17 protein-coding genes are annotated in these 20,592 nt (G+C 71.9%); 11 read left to right on the top strand and 6 right to left on the bottom strand.

What is annotated here, in order from left to right:
• Window positions 1-47: 47 nt before the first annotated feature.
• The 4 genes from OOT42_RS10755 to OOT42_RS10740 are packed head-to-tail and all read right to left on the bottom strand — an operon-like array spanning window position 48 to window position 4,304.
• A complete protein-coding gene (locus tag OOT42_RS10755) occupies window positions 48-929 on the bottom strand; it encodes an ABC transporter ATP-binding protein (RefSeq protein ID WP_273651214.1) in 882 nt (293 codons plus the stop codon).
• The gene (locus OOT42_RS10750; protein ID WP_273651213.1) at window positions 926-1,882 is read right to left on the bottom strand and encodes an ABC transporter ATP-binding protein; all 957 of its coding nucleotides are present in this window, start codon (window positions 1,880-1,882) and stop codon (window positions 926-928) included. Before OOT42_RS10750 ends, OOT42_RS10755 begins: the two co-directional genes overlap by 4 nt.
• Window positions 1,872-2,858: a branched-chain amino acid ABC transporter permease gene (locus tag OOT42_RS10745; RefSeq protein ID WP_124342080.1), complete on the bottom strand. Its 987-nt coding sequence runs from the start codon at window positions 2,856-2,858 to the stop codon at window positions 1,872-1,874. Before OOT42_RS10745 ends, OOT42_RS10750 begins: the two co-directional genes overlap by 11 nt.
• Window positions 2,859-2,870: 12 nt before the next feature.
• Window positions 2,871-4,304 carry a branched-chain amino acid ABC transporter permease gene (locus OOT42_RS10740; protein ID WP_273651212.1) on the bottom strand — a complete coding sequence of 478 codons (1,434 nt, stop codon included), beginning with the start codon at window positions 4,302-4,304 and terminating at the stop codon, window positions 2,871-2,873.
• A gap of 311 nt (window positions 4,305-4,615) precedes the next feature.
• Here OOT42_RS10740 and OOT42_RS10735 point away from each other — a divergent pair, with 311 nt between their 5' ends.
• Window positions 4,616-5,344 (top strand): GNAT family N-acetyltransferase, encoded by a 729-nt coding sequence (locus OOT42_RS10735; RefSeq protein ID WP_273651211.1) that lies wholly within the window; start codon window positions 4,616-4,618, stop codon window positions 5,342-5,344.
• On the opposite strand, the gene OOT42_RS10730 is transcribed toward OOT42_RS10735, so the two are convergent.
• On the bottom strand, window positions 5,260-5,673 hold the full coding sequence (locus OOT42_RS10730; RefSeq protein WP_273651210.1) for a PaaI family thioesterase: 414 nt from the start codon (window positions 5,671-5,673) through the stop codon (window positions 5,260-5,262). The two genes, OOT42_RS10735 and OOT42_RS10730, sit on opposite strands and share 85 nt — an antisense overlap.
• Here OOT42_RS10730 and polA point away from each other — a divergent pair.
• From polA to OOT42_RS10715, 3 genes are all read left to right on the top strand, one after another.
• On the top strand, window positions 5,672-8,440 hold the full coding sequence (gene polA, locus OOT42_RS10725; RefSeq protein WP_423775880.1) for a DNA polymerase I: 2,769 nt from the start codon (window positions 5,672-5,674) through the stop codon (window positions 8,438-8,440). The two genes, OOT42_RS10730 and polA, sit on opposite strands and share 2 nt — an antisense overlap.
• A 191-nt stretch (window positions 8,441-8,631) precedes the next feature.
• Window positions 8,632-8,985, top strand: coding sequence for a DUF485 domain-containing protein (locus OOT42_RS10720; RefSeq protein WP_162351929.1), 354 nt, complete (start codon window positions 8,632-8,634; stop codon window positions 8,983-8,985).
• Window positions 8,982-10,625, top strand: a complete 1,644-nt coding sequence (locus OOT42_RS10715) for a solute symporter family protein (protein WP_273651208.1) — start codon at window positions 8,982-8,984, stop codon at window positions 10,623-10,625. The genes OOT42_RS10720 and OOT42_RS10715 overlap by 4 nt, the downstream gene beginning before the upstream one ends.
• Window positions 10,626-10,746: 121 nt before the next feature.
• Here the strand turns inward: OOT42_RS10715 and OOT42_RS10710 are convergent, their stop codons facing one another.
• Window positions 10,747-11,574, bottom strand: a complete 828-nt coding sequence (locus OOT42_RS10710) for a class I SAM-dependent methyltransferase (protein ID WP_273651207.1) — start codon at window positions 11,572-11,574, stop codon at window positions 10,747-10,749.
• Window positions 11,575-11,721: 147 nt separating this feature from the next.
• Here OOT42_RS10710 and OOT42_RS10705 point away from each other — a divergent pair, with 147 nt between their 5' ends.
• The 7 genes from OOT42_RS10705 to rpsA all read left to right on the top strand — a co-directional run bounded on the left by OOT42_RS10705 (window position 11,722) and on the right by rpsA (window position 20,581).
• Entirely contained in the window at window positions 11,722-13,392 is a 1,671-nt protein-coding gene (locus tag OOT42_RS10705; protein ID WP_273651206.1) for an ABC transporter substrate-binding protein, read from the top strand.
• Window positions 13,393-13,410: 18 nt separating this feature from the next.
• Window positions 13,411-14,418 carry an ABC transporter permease gene (locus OOT42_RS10700; protein WP_273651205.1) on the top strand — a complete coding sequence of 336 codons (1,008 nt, stop codon included), beginning with the start codon at window positions 13,411-13,413 and terminating at the stop codon, window positions 14,416-14,418.
• Window positions 14,415-15,356 (top strand): ABC transporter permease, encoded by a 942-nt coding sequence (locus OOT42_RS10695; RefSeq protein WP_273651204.1) that lies wholly within the window; start codon window positions 14,415-14,417, stop codon window positions 15,354-15,356. Before OOT42_RS10700 ends, OOT42_RS10695 begins: the two co-directional genes overlap by 4 nt.
• 5 nt (window positions 15,357-15,361) lie before the next feature.
• Window positions 15,362-17,107, top strand: a complete 1,746-nt coding sequence (locus OOT42_RS10690; RefSeq protein WP_273651203.1) for a dipeptide ABC transporter ATP-binding protein — start codon at window positions 15,362-15,364, stop codon at window positions 17,105-17,107.
• A gap of 61 nt (window positions 17,108-17,168) precedes the next feature.
• Window positions 17,169-17,720 carry a DUF6882 domain-containing protein gene (locus OOT42_RS10685; RefSeq protein WP_273651202.1) on the top strand — a complete coding sequence of 184 codons (552 nt, stop codon included), beginning with the start codon at window positions 17,169-17,171 and terminating at the stop codon, window positions 17,718-17,720.
• Window positions 17,721-17,852: 132 nt separating this feature from the next.
• Window positions 17,853-18,878, top strand: coding sequence for a 6-phosphofructokinase (locus OOT42_RS10680; protein WP_273651201.1), 1,026 nt, complete (start codon window positions 17,853-17,855; stop codon window positions 18,876-18,878).
• Between the two features lie 227 nt (window positions 18,879-19,105).
• On the top strand, window positions 19,106-20,581 hold the full coding sequence (rpsA, locus tag OOT42_RS10675) for a 30S ribosomal protein S1 (protein WP_273651200.1): 1,476 nt from the start codon (window positions 19,106-19,108) through the stop codon (window positions 20,579-20,581).
• Window positions 20,582-20,592 lie beyond the last annotated feature (11 nt).

Genomic DNA, 20,592 nt, shown 5'->3' with positions numbered 1-20,592 from the left:
CGGGGGAGGAGGTCCTGCCCCGCGGGCCGCAGCACGGCGGGACCGGGTCAGGCGGGCGTCGCGGTTCCCGTGTCGTCGGTGCGGCGCGCCGCGCTCTCGACGTCCGTCGCGAGCGTGCCCAGGTACAGCTGGATCACCTTCGGGTCGTGCATGAGGTCCCGGCCCGGCCCGGAGTAGGCGTTCCGGCCCTGGTCGAGCACGTAGCCGCGGTCGCAGATCTGCAGCGCGCGCCGGGCGTTCTGCTCGACGATGACCACCGACACGCCCGCCTTGTTGATGCGCCGCGTCCGCAGGAACGTCTCGTCCTGCTTGACCGGGGACAGGCCCGCGGACGGCTCGTCGAGCAGCAGGACGGTCGGTTCCATCATGAGCGCGCGCGCCATCGCGACCATCTGCCGCTCGCCGCCCGACAGGGACCCTGCCCGCTGCTTGCGGCGCTCGCCGAGCGTCGGGAACAGGTCCGCGACGAACGCGAACCTCTCGTTGAACTTCCGGGGCGCCTGGTAGGCCCCCATCTGGAGGTTCTCCTCGATCGTGAGCGAGGGGAACACGTTGTTCGTCTGCGGCACGAACCCGACGCCGCGCCGCACGAGGTGGTCGGCGCGCAGGTTCGTGATGGCCTCGCCGCCGAGCGTGACCGACCCGGAGCGGACGGGGACGAGCCCGAACAGCGACTTCAGCAGGGTCGACTTGCCCGCCCCGTTCGGCCCGATGATGCCGACGAGCTCGCCGGGGTGCAGCACGAGGTTGCACCCGTTGAGGATGTCGACGCCGGGCAGGTAGCCGGCGACCAGGTCGGTCGCGGCCAGGAGCGGCTCGCCGGGAGGCGCTCCGCGGTGCAGCGCGGCGCGGTCGCCGACGGCGACCGCCGTGTCGGCCGGGGCGGCGTCGTGGTCGTCCCGGGTGACGGCGTCCATCGCGTCGCTCATCGCGACCCCTCCTCGTCCTCGGCCCGGAGCTGCTCGAGCACGGCGTCGTCGAGGAGCGCGTCGTCCCCGAGGTCGGTGTCGTGGTGCGCGCCGAGGTAGGCGTCGATCACGGCAGGGTTCTGCATGACGGACTCCGGCGGCCCCTCGGCGACGATGCGGCCCTCGGTCATGACGATCACCCAGTCGGAGATGTGCCGCACCATGTGCATGTCGTGCTCGACGAACAGCACGGTCGTGCCGTCGTCGCGCAGCGCCTGGATGTGCCCGAGCAGCGACTGGGTGAGCGCGGGGTTCACGCCGGCCATCGGCTCGTCGAGCATGATCATCCGCGGCTTCGCCATGAGTGCGCGCGCCATCTCGAGCAGCTTGCGCTGACCGCCCGACAGGGAGCCGGCGAAGTCGTCGCGCTTGGTGTCGAGCTTGAACCGGGCGAGGAGCTCCTCGGCCTGCGCCGTGATCTCCTGCTCGCGTCCGCGCCACAGCGGCGCGACGAGCGCGGCGAACAGGTTCTCGCCGGGCTGCTGCGTGGCGCCCAGCCGCATGTTCTCGATGACGGTCATGCGGTTGAGGGCCTTGGTCAGCTGGAACGTGCGGACCATGCCGGCCCGCGCGACGCGTGCGGCGGGGACGCCGCCGAGCGACTTCCCGTCGAACGTCCAGCGCCCGCTGTTCGGCTTGTCGAAGCCGGTGAGCAGGTTGAACAGGGTCGTCTTGCCGGCACCGTTCGGGCCGATGAGGGCCGTGATGGCGCCGCGCTGGATCTCGACGTGGTCGACGTCGACGGCGTTGACGCCACCGAAGTGCCGGCGGACGTCGTCGGCGACGAGGATCGGGTCGGGCTTGCGGGCGCCGGGCTCGTGCGGCACGTCGCGCAGCGCCGCGATCGCGGCGTCGCGAGCAGCGGTCGACGGCGTGGCGGTGGAGGGCACGGCGGCAGGAGGCTCAGTGGGCATTGATCGCGAGCTCCTTCTTGTCGCCGAGGATGCCTTGTGGTCGGAAGATGATCAGCAGCATCAGGGTGACGCCGACGATGATCCATCCGAACTGCTCGATCTGCTCGTTGCGCAGGACCGTCGTCGGGACGACCTCGCGCATCGTGATCTTGATGAACGCGAGCACGGCCCAGAAGATGATCGAGCCGAGCACGGGCCCGAACACGGTCGCGGCGCCGCCGAGCAGCAGGATCGTCCAGACGAAGAACGTCATGGAACGGCCCATCGAGTCGGGTTGGACGGCGCGTGGCAGCACGTACAGGATGCCCGCGACCGCACCGATCACGCCGCCGAGCACGAGCGACTGCATCTTGTAGCTGTAGACGTTCTTGCCGAGCGAGCGCACGGCGTCCTCGTCCTCGCGGATGCCCTTGAGCACGCGACCCCACGGCGAGCGGATGAGCAGCCACACCAGCAGGCAGGCGAGCAGGACGACGGCCCAGCCGACGATGCGCAGCCACCAGCTGTTCGACGCGTTGACCGCGTACTCGAACGGCCCGATCGCCCAGTTCCCGTCGGGGAACGGTGACGCGTCCTGGAACGTGTGCTTGTACTGGTTGCCGCGCAGGCCGCTCGACGCGCCCGTGAGGTCCGTCAGGGCCGTGGAGCGCCCGACGAGGCGCACGATCTCGGCGGCCGCGATCGTGACGATCGCGAGGTAGTCGCCGCGCAGCTTCAGCGTGGGGATGCCGAGGATGAGCGCGAACACGGTCGCGGCGGCGATGGCGACGAGCACGGCGGCCCACAGCGGCCAGCCCGCGATCGTGGCGATCGCGAAGCCGTACGCGCCGAGGAGCATGAAGCCCGCCTGGCCCATGTTGAGCAGGCCGGTGAGGCCGAAGTGGATGTTGAGGCCGATCGCGGCGAGCGCGTACGCGGCGGTCGTCGGCGCGAAGAACTCGCCGAGGACGATCGGGAGGATGCGTGACCAGTCCATGGTGTGTCTCCGTTATCCGACGCGCGTCGCGCGGCCGAGGATGCCCTGCGGCCGGACCAGCAGGACGAGGATGAGGATCACGAGCGCCGACGCGTAGCGCATGTCGGTCGGGATCCAGAGGCTCGACAGCTCGACGACGAGGCCGATGACGATCGATCCGGCGAGCGCCCCGAACGCGGCACCGAGGCCGCCCAGGGTGACGGCCGCGAACATGAGCAGCAGCATCGCGCCGCCCGAGTACCACGACGTCGCGCCGAAGTAGAGGCCGACGAGCACGCCGCCGAGCGCCGCGAGCCCCGCGCCGATGACCCACACGAGGCGGATCGTGCGGTTGACGGAGATGCCGGACGCCGCGGACAGGGCCGGGTTGTCGGAGACGGCGCGCGTGGCACGACCGGCCCGGGTCCGCAGCAGGAAGTACGCGACCCCGGCCAGCGCGATCACCGCGATGAGCATCGACCAGAGCGTCGTGACGGTCAGGCGCACCGGCCCGAGCGACACGGACGTCGGGGTCTCGGTGACGATGCGCAGCGGACCGGCCCCGAAGAAGAACTGGTACACGTACGAGATCGCCATCGACAGGCCGATCGTCACGATCATCTGCTGGATCATGCCGACGCCGCGGCGGCGCAGCGGCCGCCAGAGGATCGCGTCCTGCAGCCACCCGGACGCCGCACCGAGGAGCACCGCGATGATCGCCGAGGGGATGAGCGGGAGCCCGACGAGCTGCGTGCCGACGTACGCGAGGATGCCGCCGAGCGACACCTGCTCGCCGTGCGCGAAGTTGCTCAGGCCCGTCGTGCCGTAGATGAGCGAGAGGCCGACGCTCGCGAGCGCGAGCAGCGTGCCGAACACCAGACCGTTGACGGTGAGCTGCGCGACGCGCGACGCGGTGATGCCGCCGCCTCCCGTCGAGGACGACTGCGTGCCGCCGTCGTCGGTGCCCGGGGTCGGCGTCGGGCCGTCGCTCGGCTCGTCACCGCCGCCGGCCCCGCCCGCGGCGGGCTCACCGAGCGGGAACAGGGCCGCCGCGGAGGCGCCGAGGCCCACCTGCACGGTGCGCGGGTTGTTGCCGGGGTCGCGCAGCACCTCGCCCGCGGGGATCGTGGCGACGTCGAGCGTCACGACGTACTCGCCGGGCTCCGTGACCGGGATCGACCAGCGTCCCGTGGCGTCCGACGTCGCGGTGAGCTCGCCGGCGGGGCCGACGGCCTTCACGACGGCACCCGTGACGGGGTCGCCCGTCGACGTGCGCAGCGTGCCGACGATGCATCCGGTCGCCGCGTCGGCCACGCAGGCCTGCGCCGCGGCCGCGACGGGCGCGCCGGCCCGGGCGGGCGGGGCGACCAGGAGCATCGCCGCGGCGACGAGGAGCAGGAGCAGGGGGGCGGCGGTTCGCCGGGCTTGCAGCAAGGGGGCGCTGCGGTCCAGTGCGCGTGATCGCACCTGGGACCTCCGTCCAGTTCGGGTCGTGCGCGAGCAGTGGCTCGGCGGCGCTGTCGAGCGTGCGTCGTCCAGCCGGGTGGCAGGACGATAGGGAGGGATTGTGTCTTGTTCATTACGCGAACGCGAGAGCCGGTGCCGATCGAGTGATCCGTGTCGCCGTCGTCCTGGGCGTCCGTCCAGGTCCGCGTGACCCGGGACCTCCGGGGACTAGGCAGGCGGCGACCCGCTGCGCCATGATCGGTTCCGGTGCCGCCTGGGCAGGACGGCACCGCCCGACCGGATCCCCTCGTCCCGTCTGGAGGCTCGCTGCCGTGCGCCCAGGAACCGACGTCCGTGCCGCGTGCCCGGACGACCTCGAAGACCTCGTCGCCGTCTGCCTGGCGGCACGACGCGAGGCCGCCGTGGGCGCCCAGCTGTGCACCGACGACGCCGACCGTCTGCGCGACCAGCTGGGAGCGCTCCGAGGCGCACCCGGCGGGCTCGTCCTCATCGGCAGCGTCGACGGCGTCGCGAGCGGGCTGCTCCTCGCGCGCGTCGTGGGCCCCGGGCCGTTCACGGACGTCGTCAGCATGAACCTCGAGGCCGTCTACGTCCTGCCCGACGCCCGCCGCCGCGGCCTCGGCCACGCGCTTCTCGCCGAGGCCGTCGCGCACGCCGAGCAGGTCGGCGCGACCGAGCTTTACGCGCTCCCGCTGCCCGGCGCCCGCGGCATGCAGCGGTTCCTCGCCCGCCTCGGCTTCGCGCCCGCCGCCGCGCACCGCGTCGTGACCACCTCGGCGCTGCAGCGCCGCCTCGCGCACGACCTCGCACCCGCCGCCCACACCGGCGTGCCGCGCCGCACGGGCTCGCGCGGGATCGAGGACCTCATCGCCCGCCGCCGCCAGGGACGCATCCGCGCGACCGGGTTCGTCGAGCCCGTGCCCTCCGTCCCGACGCCCCGCGTCGACGCCGCGGCTCAGCGCCGCGCGTCGATCAGCATGCAGGTCACCCGCGCCGTACAGAGCCGCCGCCCGTCGGCGTCGACGACCACGACCTCGTAGCTCGCGAGGCTCGACCCGAGGTGCAGCGCGGTCGCCGTCCCGGTGACCAGGCCCGACCGCGCCGACCGGTGGTGCGTCGCGTTGATCTCGATGCCCACCGCCGCACGCCCGGCCCCCGCGTGCACCTGCGCCGCGTACGACGCCAGGGTCTCGGCCAGCACCGCGGACGCACCCCCGTGCAGCAACCCGTACGGCTGCGTGTTCCCCTCCACGGGCATCGCACCGACCGTGCGGTCCGCGGACAGCTCGAGGATCTCGATCCCCATCCGCTCCAGCAGGGTCCCGGTGACGGGCGGCATCGCGGCGAGCGCGTCGGTGGTGTCGGACATGGCAGATAGGTTGGCACCCGTGAGCGACGCACAGCCAGCCGCCCTGACCACGACCACCCCGGCCGCCCCCGCCGGGCCCGCGCGGCTCCTGCTGATCGACGGGCACTCGATGGCCTACCGCGCGTTCTTCGCGCTCCCCGTCGACAAGTTCGCGACCTCCACGGGCGACCCGACCAACGCCGTCTTCGGGTTCACCTCGATGCTCGCCAACCTCCTGCGCGACGAGGAGCCCACCCACGTCGCCGTCGCGTTCGACCTCGGCCGCACAACCTTCCGCACCCAGCAGTACGAGGCCTACAAGGGCAACCGCGACGCCACCCCCGAACCCTTTCGCGGCCAGGTCGACGTCATCCGCCGCGTGCTCGACACGATGCACATCCCCGTCATCACCAAGCCCGACTACGAGGCCGACGACGTCCTCGCCACGCTCGCGCGCCAGGCCCGCGCCCAGGGCATGCAGGTCCTCGTCATCACCGGCGACCGCGACGCCTTCCAGCTCGTCAACGACGACGTCACCGTGCTGTACCCGGTCAAGGGCGTCTCCGAGCTCGCACGCATGACCCCCGCCGCCGTCGAGGCGAAGTACGGCGTCCCGCCCGAGCGCTACCCCGACCTCGCGGCCCTCGTCGGCGAGTCCAGCGACAACCTCCCCGGCATCCCCGGCGTCGGCCCCAAGACCGCCGCCAAGTGGATCGGCCAGTTCGACGGCCTCGAGGGCATCCTCGACAACGCCGACAAGGTCACCGGCAAGGCCGGCGAGGCCCTGCGCGACAACCTCGACCAGGTCCGCCTCAACCGGCAGCTCAACCGCCTCGTCGACGACCTCGAGCTCCCGCTCGGCCCCGAGGACCTCGCCGCCCGCCCCTGGGACCGCCATGCGCTCCACACCATCCTCGACGAGCTCGAGTTCCGCACCCTGCGCGACCGGCTCTTCGCGATGCTCCCCGACGAGAGCGAGAAGCCCGCCGGGGTCGCCGCCGCAGCCCTCGACCTCGCCGTCCTCGGCGCCGGCGACCTCGCCGAGTGGCTCGCGGGACGCGCCGACCGGATGCTCGGCCTCGACGTCCGCGGCTCCGGCGCACCCGCCGGTGGCGACGCGTGGGGCGTCGCGCTCGCGGACGACGCGGGCCAGGCCGCCGCGTTCGACCTCGCCGAGATCGACCCGGCCGACGAGGCCGCGCTCGCCGCGTGGCTCGCGGACGCCGACCGGCCCAAGGTCGTGCACGCCGCGAAGGAGGCGTGGCACGCGCTGCGGGGTCGTGGCCTGACGCTCGCGGGCGTCACGTTCGACACCGAGCTCGCCGCGTACCTGTGCCAGCCGGACCGGCGCGCGTACGACCTCGCGGACCTCGCGATCGGGTACCTGCGGCGCGAGCTCGGCGCGCAGGAGGCCGAGGTCGGCGGCCAGGGCGCGCTGGACCTCGAGCTCGACGGCACCGACGAGGGCCGCCGTGCCGCGGTGCGCGCGTCCGCGGTGCGCGACCTCGCCGACGTGCTCGCGGGCGACCTCGGAGACCGCGGCGCGGAGCGGCTGCTGCACGAGCTCGAGCTCCCGCTCGTCGACGTCCTGGCGCGCATGGAGCGCACGGGCATCGCGACCGACCAGACGTACCTGTCGTCGCTCGAGAAGTCGTTCGACGGCCAGGTGCAGGGCGCGGCGGCCGACGCGTACGCGGTCATCGGCCGCGAGGTGAACCTCGGCTCGCCGAAGCAGCTCCAGGAGGTGCTGTTCGACCAGCTGGGCATGCCGAAGACCAAGCGGATCAAGACGGGCTACACGACCGACGCCGCGTCGCTCACCGACCTGTTCGCGCGCACGCAGCACCCGTTCCTCGAGCACCTGCTCGCGCACCGTGACGCGATCCGTCTGCGCCAGACGGTCGAGGGCCTGCTGCGGTCGGTCGCGACGGACGGTCGCATCCACACGACGTTCCAGCAGACCATCGCGGCGACGGGACGGCTGTCGTCGGCGGACCCGAACCTGCAGAACATCCCGATCCGCACCGAGGCGGGCCGGCAGATCCGCCGGGCGTTCGTCGTCGGCGAGGGCTACGAGACGCTGCTGACGGCGGACTACTCGCAGATCGAGATGCGGATCATGGCGCACCTCTCGGGCGACGAGGGCCTCATCGAGGCGTTCCGGTCGGGGGAGGACCTGCACTCGTACGTCGGGTCGCGCGTCTTCGGCGTGCCGACCGACGAGGTCACGCCGGCCATGCGGTCGAAGATCAAGGCGATGAGCTACGGCCTGGCGTACGGGCTGTCGTCGTACGGGCTGTCGCAGCAGCTGTCGATCGAGGTGTCCGAGGCCGCGGGCCTCATGCAGGACTACTTCGCGCGGTTCGGCGGCGTGCGCGACTACCTCACGGGCGTCGTCGACGTCGCCCGGACGACGGGCTACACCGAGACGATCCTGGGCCGGCGCCGGTACCTGCCCGACCTCACGAGCGACAACCGGCAGCGTCGCGAGGCCGCGGAGCGGATGGCGCTCAACGCGCCGATCCAGGGCAGCGCGGCGGACCTCATCAAGGTGTCGATGCTGGGCGTCGACCGCGAGCTGACGCGGCGCGGGCTCGCGTCGCGGATGCTGCTCCAGGTGCACGACGAGCTCGTGCTCGAGGTCGCGGCGGGGGAGCGCGACGAGGTCGAGGCGCTCGTGCGCGAGCAGATGGCGGCCGCGGGCGACGCCGCGAAGGACGGACCGCTCGACGTCCCGCTCGACGTGAGCGTCGGCGTGGGCGCCAGCTGGCACGACGCGGGCCACTGACACCACCCGCACGACCGACCACGCAGGGCCCGTGACGCACTCGTCGCGGGCCCTGCGTCGTGCCACGGACGGGGGTTTCGGCAGACTTTCGACGATCCAGACGAAAGCACCGCTAGTGGACGAGCGTGATCTGGGCCACAGTGGGCGCCTGTGGCAACGCCGCCACGTCCGACGTCCCCCGGGAGGCGCGCATGACCGACACGTTCAGCGACACCCCAGAGACCGACTACCAACGCGTCCAGCGCAGCGCCGAGTTCCAGGCGCTGCGTCGTCGCTTTCGGAACTTCGTGTTCCCGATGACTGCCCTGTTCCTCGTCTGGTACTTCCTCTACGTCCTGCTGTCCACGTACGCGCACGACTTCATGGGCACGCGCGTGTGGGGCAACATCACCGTCGGCCTGCTCTTCGGGCTCGGCCAGTTCGTCTCGACGTTCGCGATCACGATGATCTACGCGCGGTGGGCGAACAACCGTCAGGACGCCGTCGCCGAGCGCCTGCGCCGGCACATCGAGGAAGGCACGCTCGACAGCGGTGAGGTCGCGTGAGCGCCGTCGTCCGTACCGCGACCGAGCAGGTCGGCGAGCCGCTCGTCAACATCGCGATCTTCGGCGCGTTCGTGCTGGTCACACTGATCATCGTGTTCCGCGCGTCGCGCAACAACCGCACCGCCGCCGACTACTACGCGGCCGGACGGTCGTTCACCGGTCCGCAGAACGGCACGGCGATCGCGGGCGACTACCTGTCCGCGGCGTCGTTCCTCGGCATCTGCGGCGCGATCGCGATCAACGGCTACGACGGGTTCCTCTACTCGATCGGGTTCCTCGTCGCGTGGCTCGTCGCGCTCCTGCTGGTCGCGGAGCTGCTGCGCAACACGGGCCGGTTCACGATGGCCGACGTCCTGTCGTTCCGGCTGCGGCAGCGGCCCGTCCGGATGGCGGCGGCGCTGTCGACCCTCGCGGTCGTGTTCTTCTACCTGCTCGCGCAGATGGCCGGTGCGGGCGGGCTCGTCGCGCTCCTGCTCGGGATCGACGACCGCGCCGCGCAGGGCGTCGTCATCGCCGTCGTGGGCGCGCTGATGATCCTGTACGTGCTCGTCGGCGGCATGAAGGGCACCACGTGGGTGCAGATCATCAAGGCGGTGCTGCTCATCGCCGGCGCCGGCGTGATGACGCTGTGGGTGCTGTCGAAGTACGGGTTCAACCTGTCCGACCTGCTGCAGGGCGCGATCGACCAGGCGGGCGAGGGCGGTGAGGCGCTCATCGAGCCGGGCAAGCAGTACGGCGCGAGCGCGATGAGCCAGCTGAACTTCGTGTCCCTGGCGCTCGCGCTGGTGCTGGGCACGGCGGGTCTTCCGCACGTGCTCATGCGGTTCTACACGGTGCCGTCCGCCAAGGAGGCGCGGCGGTCGGTCGTGTGGGCGATCTGGCTCATCGGCATCTTCTACCTGTTCACGCTCGTGCTCGGGTACGGCGCGGGGGCGCTGGTCGGCCCGGAGGAGATCACGTCGGCACCGGGCGGCGTGAACTCGGCGGCACCGCTGCTCGCGTACGAGCTCGGCGGCACGATCCTGCTCGGCATCATCTCGGCGGTCGCGTTCGCGACGATCCTCGCCGTCGTCGCCGGGCTCACGATCACCGCCGCCGCGTCGTTCGCGCACGACATCTACGCGAACTGGCTCAAGCGGGGCGAGGTCAAGCCGGACGGGGAGGTGCGCGTCGCGCGCATCACCGTCGTCGCGATCGGTGTCCTCGCGATCATCGGCGGCGTGTTCGCCAACGGCCAGAACGTCGCGTTCCTCGTCGCGCTCGCGTTCGCGGTCGCGGCCAGCGCGAACCTGCCGACGATCCTCTACTCGCTGTTCTGGAAGAGGTTCAACACGTCGGGCGCGCTGTGGAGCATGTACGGCGGCCTGATCTCGTGCATCGTGCTCATCGCGATCTCGCCGGTCGTGTCGGGCAAGGTCGACCCGAACACGGGCGCGAGCCTGTCGATGATCCGCGACACGAGCATCGACTTCCACCTCATCCCGCTGGAGAACCCGGGGATCATCTCGATCCCGCTCGCGTTCCTCCTCGGGATCCTCGGGACGCTGCTGAGCAAGGAGAAGCCGCACCCCGAGAAGTTCGCCGAGATGGAGGTCCGCTCGCTCACGGGCGCGGGCGCCGAGAAGGCGACGGTGCACTGACGCGACGTCGGCCCGGGGCCGCGGAGCACGTCCGCCGCCCCGGGCCGACGCGCGCCCGCCCCGCGCCCGTCCCGCGCTCCGGCGCGCCGCGACGTGCGGGCTCGCGCCCGGGCATGGCGGGTCAGCGCAGGGTCGTGACGAAGATCGCCGTCCCGGGCAGCCGCGCGCCGCGGACGGGTCCCCAGCCGCCCCAGACGCGCTCGTGCCCGGCGGGCCACTCCGGCTCGACGAGGCGGTCGAGCCCGAAGCCCGCGGCGGTGAGCTCCTCGACGTGGTCGCCGAGCGTCCGGTGGTACTCGGCGTACAGCACCCGGCCCGACTCGCCGGTCTCGACGTACGGCCGGCGGTCGAAGTAGGACCGCGTCGCCGTGAGCCCGTGCTCGGACGGGTCGTCGGGGAACGCCCACCGCAGCGGGTGCGTCACCGCGAACACCCACCGCCCGCCGGGCCGCAGCACGCGCGCGACCTCGGCGTGCACGCGGTCCGCGTCGGGCACGAACGGGATCGCGCCGAACGCGGTGAACGCCACGTCGAACGTGTCGGCCGCGAAGGGCAGCGCCCGGGCGTCGGCCTGCACGAGCGCGGTCCGCGTGCCCTGCGCCGCGTCGTACCGCAGGCCGCCCGCGAGCATCCCGTGCGAGACGTCCGTCGCGACGACGTGCGCCCCGCGCGTGGCCAGCCAGCGCGCGCACTGCGCGGCACCCGCGCCGACCTCCAGCACGCGGCGACCGCCGACGTCGCCCAGCAGCCGGGCGTCCTCCTCGCGCACCCCCTCGGGGCACCACACGAAGTCCGCGGGACCGAGGAACTCGCCGTGCTCCTCGAGGTACTCGTCGGCGTTCGCGTCCCACCAGCCCCGCCCGGCGGCGCCGCCCTCCGCGTCCGGCACGGCACGGTAGCCCGCGTCGGCGAGCGGGTCGGGCGCGGTGGGCTTGTCATTTCCGGACATGTCGCTAGTGTCGCCCGAGACCAGTGAACGTACTGGCACGTAACGAGCAGGTACTCCCGCGTAACAACGTGGTCACGTGGGACGCCTAGCCTCTGGGCCGTTCCGGCGCCCGGCGTGCCGGTACCCCGTAGACGAAGGGTGGTCGTGGTGAAGTCCTGGAAGCTGGTGGCCGTCTCCACGGTCGGTGCGCTCGCCCTCACGGCGTGCGCCGCGAGCGATCGTGACTCCGACGGAGGCTCGACCGACGACGCGAGCGGCGGTGGACGCGACACGTTCATCTTCGCCGCCTCGTCCGACCCGGCGGGGCTCGACCCCGCCTTCGCGAACGACGGCGAGTCGTTCCGCGTCGCCCGGCAGATCTTCGAGGGTCTCGTCGGCACCGAACCCGGCACGGCCGACCCGGCGCCGCTGCTCGCCGAGTCCTGGGACGTCAGCGAGGACGGCCTGGAGTACACGTTCGACCTCAAGAAGGACGTGAAGTTCCAGGACGGCACGGACTTCGACGGCGAGGCGGTCTGCTTCAACTTCGACCGGTGGAACAACTTCACCGGTGTCCTGCAGTCCGAGTCGCTGTCGTACTACTGGCAGAAGGTCAACGGCGGTTTCGCGACGAGCGACGTCGAGAGCCTCAACGGCACCGGCAAGTACGAGAGCTGCGAGGCCCCCGACGCGAACACCGCCGTCGTCCACCTCAAGAGCCCGCTCCCGGAGCTCATCTCGGCGCTGTCGCTCCCGTCGTTCTCCATGCAGTCGCCCACGGCGCTCGAGGAGTACGACGCGGACAACGTCACCGGCGAGGGCGACGCGCCCGTCCTGCCCGAGTACGCGAACGCGCACCCGACGGGCACGGGCCCCTACAAGTTCGACTCGTGGAGCCCGGGCGAGGAGGTCGTGCTCGTCGCGAACGAGGACTACTGGGGCGAGCAGGGCCAGATCAAGCGGATCGTCTTCCCGATCATCTCGGACGCCACCGCACGTCGGCAGGCGCTGCAGGCGGGCGACATCGACGGGTACGACCTCGTCGGGCCCGCGGACGTCGAGGCGCTCGAGTCCGACGGCTTCCAGATCGTCAACCGCGAGCCGTTCAACATCCTGTACCTCGCGATGAACCAGGCGAAGCCCGAGCTCGCGGACCTGCGCGTCCGGCAGGCGATCGCGCACGCGATCAACAAGGAGGCGCTCGTCGCGCAGACGCTCCCGGAGGGCACCGAGGTCGCGACGAACTTCGTCCCGCCGTCGGTCTCCGGCTGGAACGCCGACGTCGAGACGTACGACTACGACCCGGACAAGGCGAAGGCGCTGCTCGCCGAGGCCGGCCAGTCGAACCTGACGCTCGACTTCAACTACCCGACCAACGTCTCGCGGCCGTACATGCCGACGCCCGAGCAGGTCTTCACGGCGATCAAGGCGGACCTCGAGGCCGTCGGCATCACCGTCAACGCCGTGCCGGACCCGTGGAACCCCGAGTACCTGGACAAGATCCAGGGCACCCCGGACCACGGCCTGCACCTGCTCGGCTGGACCGGCGACTACAACGACACCTACAACTTCATCGGGGTCTTCTTCGGCGGACCCTCGAACGAGTGGGGCTTCGACAACCCCGCGATCTTCCAGGCGATCAACGACGCCCGGTACGTCGCGGACATCGACGAGCAGAAGACCGCCTACGAGGCGGCCAACGCCGAGCTCCTGGAGTTCCTGCCCGGCGTCCCGCTCGCGCACCCCGTGCCGTCCCTCGCGTTCAAGGACGACGTCCAGGGCTACCCGGCCTCGCCGGTCCAGGACGAGGTCTACAACGTGATCACGCTCGGCGACTGAGAGAGACCGCACCACTCGATGACCCGACTGATCCTGCGGCGCCTCGCGCTGCTCGTCCCCACCCTGCTCGGGTTGTCGGTCCTGCTGTTCCTGTGGGTGCGCGCTCTCCCGGGAGGTCCTGCCACGGCCCTCCTGGGGGAGCGCGCCACCCCGGAGGCGGTCACGCGGCTCAACGAGCTCTACGGCTTCGACAAGCCGCTCGTCCAGCAGTACGTCACCTGGCTCGGCCAGCTCCTCCAGGGCAACTTCGGCGTCTCCACCCGGACCGGCCGGCCGGTCCTCGAGGAGTTCACCAACCGGTTCCCCGCCACGATCGAGCTCACCGTCGTCGCGCTGATCGTCGCCGTCGGCGTCGCGATCCCGCTCGGCTACGTCGCGGCCCGCCGGCAGGGACGCCCGCTCGACCACCTCACGGTCGTCGCGTCGCTCGTCGGCGTGACCATCCCCGTGTTCTTCCTCGCGTTCCTGCTCAAGTGGGCGTTCGCGGTCAACCTCGGCTGGTTCCCCTCCACCGGGCGCCAGGACCCGACGATGATCGCGACCCACCCCACCGGGTTCTACGTCCTCGACGGGATCCTGACGCGCGAGTGGGACGCGAGCTGGGACGCCCTCATGCACCTCGTGCTCCCCGCGATCGCCCTCGGGTCCATCCCGCTCGCGATCATCGCCCGCATCACCCGGTCGTCCGTCATCGAGGTGCAGGACGCGGACTACGTCCGCACCGCCCGCGCCAAGGGTCTCGGACCCGACCGCCTGCGACGACGCGTCATCCTGCGCAACGCGATGCTGCCCGTCGCCACGACCATCGGCCTGCAGGTCGGCCTCCTGCTGTCGGGGGCCGTCCTCACCGAGACCGTGTTCGCCTTTCCGGGCATCGGGAGCTTCCTCGCGAACGCGATCTTCAACCTGGACTACGCCGTCCTGCAGGGCTTCATCCTCATCATCGCGGTGGTGTACGCACTCGTGAACCTCGTCGTCGACGTCTCCTACGGCTTCATCGACCCGCGCACCCGGGCGACGCGATGAGCGCGCCCGAGGTCTACGAGGTCCCCAACGCGCCCCTCGGCCAGGGCCGCCCGACCGACGAGGCACGCCTCGCCGGCGCCTCGCACTGGCGGCTCGCCGCCCGACGCCTGCGCCGCAACCCCGGTGCGATCGTGGGCGCCGCGATCGTCGTGGTGTTCGTCCTCGTCGCGATCTTCGCGCCGCTCATCGCGCCGTACGACGCCGGCGAGCTCCCCGGGCGCGCCGAGGTCCGCCCCACGTACATCCCCGGCCCGTCCGACCAGTACCTCCTGGGGCTCGACCGGTACGGCGCCGACCTGTTCTCCCAGCTCGTCTGGGGCGCGCGCGCCTCCCTGCTCATCGGCGTGCTGTCGACGCTCCTCGGCCTGCTCGGCGGCCTCGTGCTCGGCGCACTGTCCGGCGGGCTCGGCGGCGCCACCGACAACGTCATCATGCGGTTCGTCGACCTGCTGCTCGCGGTGCCGAGCCTGCTGCTCGCCGTGTCGATCGCCGCGATCGCGGGCCAGACGCCCGCGGCCGTCGTCATCGCCATCGGCGTCGTCCAGGTCCCGATCTTCGCGCGCCTCCTGCGCGGCTCGATGTTCGCCCAACGCGGGCAGGACTACGTGCTGGCCGCACGCTCGCTGGGCCTGAGCAAGCGCACGGTCACGATGAGCCACGTCCTGCCCAACAGCGTCTCGCCCGTCATCGTGCAGGCGACGCTGCTGCTCGCGACCGCCGTGATCGAGGCGGCCGCACTGTCCTACCTGGGCCTGGGCGGCGGCTCGCCGACCACCGCGGAGTGGGGGCGCATGCTCACCTCCGCGCAGAACGAGCTCGAGATCGCCCCGCGGCTGGCCCTGTGGCCGGGCGCGTGCATCGCGATCACCGCGCTCGGGTTCACGTTGTTCGGCGAGGCGCTGCGCGAGGCGCTGGACCCCCGGTCGAGGAAGCGGTGAGCGGCATGACCGGTCTGTTCGGCGGCGAGCCGCTGCTCTCGGTGCGCGACCTCGAGGTGCGGTTCCGCACCGACGCGGGGGAGACCACCGCACTGCGCGGCGTCAACCTCGACGTCCACCCCGGCGAGACGGTCGCCGTCGTCGGGGAGTCCGGCTCCGGGAAGTCCACGACGGCCGCCGCCGTGCTCGGCCTGCTCGCGGCCAACGGCTCGGTGACCGGCGGCGAGATCCTGTTCGACGGTCAGGACGTCGTGCGGCTGAGCCCCTCGGAGATGGGCCGGCTGCGCGGCGCGCAGATCGGCCTCGTGCCGCAGGACCCGATGTCCAACCTCAACCCCGTGCGTCGCGTCGGCTCGCAGATCGTCGAGGCGCTCGAGGACAACGGCGTCGCCCGTGGCGCCGACGCGCAGGCGCGCACCGTCGAGCTGCTCGAGGAGGCCGGCCTGCCCGACGCCGCCCGGCGCGCGCAGCAGTACCCGCACGAGTTCTCCGGCGGCATGCGCCAGCGCGCGCTCATCGCGATGGGCCTGTCCGCGCGGCCGCGCCTGCTCGTCGCCGACGAGCCGACCTCCGCGCTCGACGTCACCGTGCAGCGCACGATCCTCGACGGCCTCACGTCCCTCACCGCCCGCCTCGGCGTCGCCGTCCTGCTCATCACGCACGACCTCGGCCTCGCCGCCGAGCGGGCCGACACCGTCGTCGTCATGTACCGCGGCGAGGTCGTCGAGAAGGGCCCCGCCCGGCAGATCCTCCAGCACCCCCAGCACGAGTACACGCGTCGCCTCATCGCCGCGGCACCGTCGCTCGCGTCACGCCGCATCGCGATCGCCAAGGAGACCGGCGACACCGAGGTCGCGGCCGACGACCTGCTCGCACCGTCGCTCGGCGAGGGCGCCACGACCACGTCCGTCGACGCGCCCGCCGCGGTCGACGCCGGCCCCCGACCCGACGCCATCGTCGAGGTCGAGCACGTGACCAAGGTCTTCAAGCTCCGCGGTCGCGGCCTGTTCAGCCGCTCCACCGACTTCACGGCCGTCGACGACGTGAGCTTCACCGTCCCGCGCGGACGGACCGTCGCGCTCGTGGGGGAGTCCGGCTCCGGCAAGTCGACCGTCGCGCGCATGATGCTCGGCCTCACCGAGCCGACGTCCGGCACCATCCGGTTCGACGGCGTCGACGTCGGCTCCGGACGCGACCGCGCCGCCGAGGTCGCGTTCCGCCGCCGCGTACAGCCGATCTTCCAGGACCCCTACGCGTCGCTCGACCCGCTGTTCACCATCTACCGGACCATCGAGGAGCCGCTGCGCGCCCACCGCACCGGCACGCCCGCCGAACGCCGCGACCGCGTCCACGCGCTCATGGAGGACGTCGCCCTCCCCGCCGAGCTCCTGCGCCGCTACCCCGGCGAGCTCTCCGGCGGCCAGCGGCAGCGCGTCGCGATCGCACGCGCCCTCGCGCTCGAACCCGAGCTCGTCGTGTGCGACGAGGCCGTCTCCGCGCTCGACGTCGTCGTCCAGGCGCAGATCCTGCACCTGCTCGCCGACCTCCAGCACCGGCTCGGGCTGTCCTACCTCTTCATCAGCCACGACCTCGCCGTCGTCCGGCAGATCGCCGACGTCGTGTGCGTCATGGAGAAGGGGCGCATCGTCGAGCAGGGCACCGCCGACGACGTCTTCGACTCCCCGCAGACCGACTACACCCGCACCCTCCTCGACGCGATCCCCGGCCGCACCCTCGAGCTCGGCGTCTGACCCCCCGCCCGGCAGGCCCCGACACGCCCGCCGCCCGACGCGGCGTGCCACACTCCGCGCCATGCCCCTCTTCCGTCGCCGCCGGACGACCGGCCCCACCGACGAACCCGACCCCGTCGACACCCTCCCGCTCAGCGACCTGCTCCTCCAGGGCGAGGACATGATCGAACGCCTCGCCACCGCGCACCGGGACCGCTGGGGCCTCGGGTCGGGCGCCACCTGGGCCGTCGACCAGACCACCGCCACGATCACGTGGACCTTCCCCGACACGCGCGTGCACGCACCCGTCCAGATCCTCGCGACGTACGCACCCGGACCCGGGTCCTGGCGGTGGGCGTGGGCCAACCCGTCCATCACCCCGGCACTCCGCAGCGCCGCCGAGCAGCTGCGCGACTGGGGTCTGCGACGCGGGCACGACGCCTTCACCACGCCCGACCTCTCGGTCGACGAGACGACCGCGGCGACGCTCGTCGCGCTCGCGGTGCGCGTCACCCGGGCGACGGGCTTCTACCGGGGGTCGGGCGGGACCGTCCCGTACCTGACCTTCGGTGACGTGACGATCGAGCACGCCGACGGCCGGGTCGAGCCGTTCCGGGTCTCGGTGGGGACCTAGCGTCGGCGCGCGAGGCGGGCGTGGGACCGAAGGCGCAGGTCGTCGCGCTGGTCACGGCTAGGCTGGCTGCGCGTCAACCCGACGGAGCGCTGACGTCGTCCCCCACCCCCGTCGTGCTGTTAGGAGTTCTGCGTGCGAGTCGGTCTGCTCACCGGAGGCGGCGACGTCCCCGGGCTCAACGCGGCGATCCGCGCCGTCGTCAAGCACGGCGAGGGTCAGTACGGGCACTCGATCATCGGGTTTCGCAACGGCTGGAAGGGCGTGGTCGACGGTCTGTCGATCCCGCTGACCCGCAGCCACATCCGCAACGTCCTGCCCGTCGGCGGCACGCTGCTCGGCACCGCCCGGTTCCACCCGCACCGCAACGGCGGCGGGATGGACGCGGTGCTCGCGACGCTCGAGGCCGAGCGCATCGAGGCCCTCATCTGCATCGGCGGCGACGGGACGCTGCACGCCGCGAGCAAGATCGCCGAGGCCGGCGTGAAGATCGTCGGCGTCCCCAAGACGATCGACAACGACGTGTGGGCGACCGACCGCTCGATCGGCTTCGACACGGCCGTGAACATCGCGACCGAGGCGGTCGACCGGATCCACACCACCGCGGAGTCGCACAACCGCGTGATGATCGTCGAGGTCATGGGCCGCGACGCGGGCTGGATCGCGACGACCGCGGGCATCGCCGGCGGCGCCGAGATCGTGCTCGCGCCCGAGGCACCGTTCGACATCGACAAGATCGAGCGCTTCCTCAAGCACCGCCACCGCGCGCACGCGAGCTTCTCGATCATCGTCGTCGCCGAGGGCGCGGTGCCCGCGGAAGGCACGTCGATGAGCTACGAGACCCAGGTGGGCAAGTTCGGCGAGATCGTCGCCGGCGCGATCGGCGAGCGGCTCAAGGTCGAGATCGAGCAGCGCACCGGGTTCGACACGCGCGTCACCGTCCTGGGGCACGTGCAGCGCGGCGGCACGCCGTCGCCGACCGACCGGATCCTCGGGTCGCGCTTCGGCGTCGCGGCGATCGACGCGATCTCGCAGGGGAAGACGGACGTGATGACCGCGCTGCACGGGGAGTGCGTCGAGCTCGTGCCGCTGAGCGAGGTCGCCGGCAAGGTCAAGCGCGTGCCCGACGAGCTGCTGGCGGTCGCGCGGGCGCTCGCCTGACGGTCACGGGGCCGGCCCGCGACGCCCTGGTCGTGGGCCCGGACCCGCTTTGACCTGCCCGCAGACACCCCGATAGGGTGGACGGCGGTGCCGCGCGCCTTCCTCCAGGTCCGACCTCCTGCCCCGGGATCCCGTCCCGGCGGTGGAGATCGCCCCTCGCGGGGCCGGTGACCAGCACCGACATCCTGTCCGCACAACTTCCTGTCCGCAACGGAGCCCATCCCTACATGAGCATCTCCACCCCCGCGAAGCCCGCCACCCCGCAGGTCGCGGTCAACGACATCGGTTCGGCCGAGGACTTCCTCGCCGCCATCGACGCCACCATCAAGTACTTCAACGATGGCGACATCGTCGAGGGCACCATCGTCAAGGTCGACCGCGACGAGGTCCTGCTCGACATCGGCTACAAGACCGAGGGCGTCATCCCCTCCCGCGAGCTGTCCATCAAGCACGACGTGGACCCCGGTGAGGTCGTCAAGGTCGGCGACGAGGTCGAGGCCCTGGTCCTCCAGAAGGAGGACAAGGAAGGCCGGCTGATCCTGTCCAAGAAGCGGGCGCAGTACGAGCGCGCGTGGGGCACGATCGAGAAGATCAAGGAGGAGGACGGCGTCGTCACCGGCACCGTCATCGAGGTCGTCAAGGGTGGCCTCATCCTCGACATCGGTCTGCGCGGCTTCCTCCCCGCCTCGCTCGTCGAGATGCGTCGTGTCCGCGACCTCCAGCCGTACGTCGGCAAGGAGATCGAGGCCAAGATCATCGAGCTCGACAAGAACCGCAACAACGTCGTCCTGTCGCGCCGTGCCTGGCTCGAGCAGACGCAGTCCGAGGTCCGCTCCACCTTCCTGCAGACGCTGCAGAAGGGCCAGGTGCGCCCCGGCGTCGTCTCCTCGATCGTCAACTTCGGTGCGTTCGTGGACCTCGGCGGCGTCGACGGGCTCGTGCACGTCTCCGAGCTGTCCTGGAAGCACATCGACCACCCGTCCGAGGTCGTCGAGGTCGGCCAGGAGGTCACGGTCGAGGTCCTGGACGTCGACTTCGACCGCGAGCGGGTCTCGCTGTCGCTCAAGGCGACGCAGGAGGACCCGTGGCAGGCGTTCGCCCGGACGCACGCCATCGGCCAGGTCGTCCCCGGCAAGGTCACGAAGCTCGTCCCGTTCGGTGCGTTCGTGCGCGTCGAGGACGGCATCGAGGGCCTGGTCCACATCTCGGAGCTGGCCGTGCGCCACGTCGAGATCCCGGAGCAGGTCGTCCAGGTCGGCGACGACGTCTTCGTGAAGGTCATCGACATCGACCTCGAGCGTCGCCGCATCTCGCTGTCGCTCAAGCAGGCCAACGAGGGCTTCGACCCGGCCTCGGAGGACTTCGACCCCGCGCTGTACGGCATGGCGGCCGAGTACGACGAGCAGGGCAACTACAAGTACCCCGAGGGCTTCGACCCGACCACCAACGAGTGGCTCGAGGGCTTCGAGTCGCAGCGCGAGACGTGGGAGGCCCAGTACGCGGCCGCGCACGAGCGCTGGGAGGCGCACCGCAAGCAGGTCGCCGAGGCCGCGAAGGCCGACGCGGAGGCTGCGACGTCGGGCGAGAGCACGGGCGGCGGCGCGGTCCCGTCGACGTACTCGTCGTCCACCGAGGAGGCCACCGGCACCCTCGCGTCCGACGAGGCGCTCGCCGCGCTGCGCGAGAAGCTCACGGGCAACTGATCTCGGCCGGG

The sequence above is a fragment of the Cellulomonas fimi genome (assembly GCF_028583725.1).
GTDB classification, from domain to species: domain Bacteria; phylum Actinomycetota; class Actinomycetes; order Actinomycetales; family Cellulomonadaceae; genus Cellulomonas; species Cellulomonas fimi_B.
The sequence above is the reverse complement of the archived record's forward strand: the minus strand, read 5'-3'. Positions and strand labels throughout refer to the sequence as shown.

Bases quoted from the DNA above. Each gene is read 5' to 3' on its own strand.
- OOT42_RS10755 (WP_273651214.1), bottom strand. From the start codon at position 929: ATGAGCGACGCGATGGACGCCGTCACCCGGGACGACCACGACGCCGCC.
- OOT42_RS10750 (WP_273651213.1), bottom strand. From the start codon at position 1,882: ATGCCCACTGAGCCTCCTGCCGCCGTGCCCTCCACCGCCACGCCGTCG.
- OOT42_RS10745 (WP_124342080.1), bottom strand. From the start codon at position 2,858: ATGGACTGGTCACGCATCCTCCCGATCGTCCTCGGCGAGTTCTTCGCG.
- polA (WP_423775880.1), top strand. From the start codon at position 5,672: ATGGCAGATAGGTTGGCACCCGTGAGCGACGCACAGCCAGCCGCCCTG.
- OOT42_RS10730 (WP_273651210.1), bottom strand. From the start codon at position 5,673: ATGTCCGACACCACCGACGCGCTCGCCGCGATGCCGCCCGTCACCGGG.
- OOT42_RS10720 (WP_162351929.1), top strand. From the start codon at position 8,632: ATGACCGACACGTTCAGCGACACCCCAGAGACCGACTACCAACGCGTC.
- OOT42_RS10710 (WP_273651207.1), bottom strand. From the start codon at position 11,574: ATGTCCGGAAATGACAAGCCCACCGCGCCCGACCCGCTCGCCGACGCG.
- OOT42_RS10700 (WP_273651205.1), top strand. From the start codon at position 13,411: ATGACCCGACTGATCCTGCGGCGCCTCGCGCTGCTCGTCCCCACCCTG.
- OOT42_RS10695 (WP_273651204.1), top strand. From the start codon at position 14,415: ATGAGCGCGCCCGAGGTCTACGAGGTCCCCAACGCGCCCCTCGGCCAG.
- OOT42_RS10690 (WP_273651203.1), top strand. From the start codon at position 15,362: ATGACCGGTCTGTTCGGCGGCGAGCCGCTGCTCTCGGTGCGCGACCTC.
- OOT42_RS10685 (WP_273651202.1), top strand. From the start codon at position 17,169: ATGCCCCTCTTCCGTCGCCGCCGGACGACCGGCCCCACCGACGAACCC.
- rpsA (WP_273651200.1), top strand. From the start codon at position 19,106: ATGAGCATCTCCACCCCCGCGAAGCCCGCCACCCCGCAGGTCGCGGTC.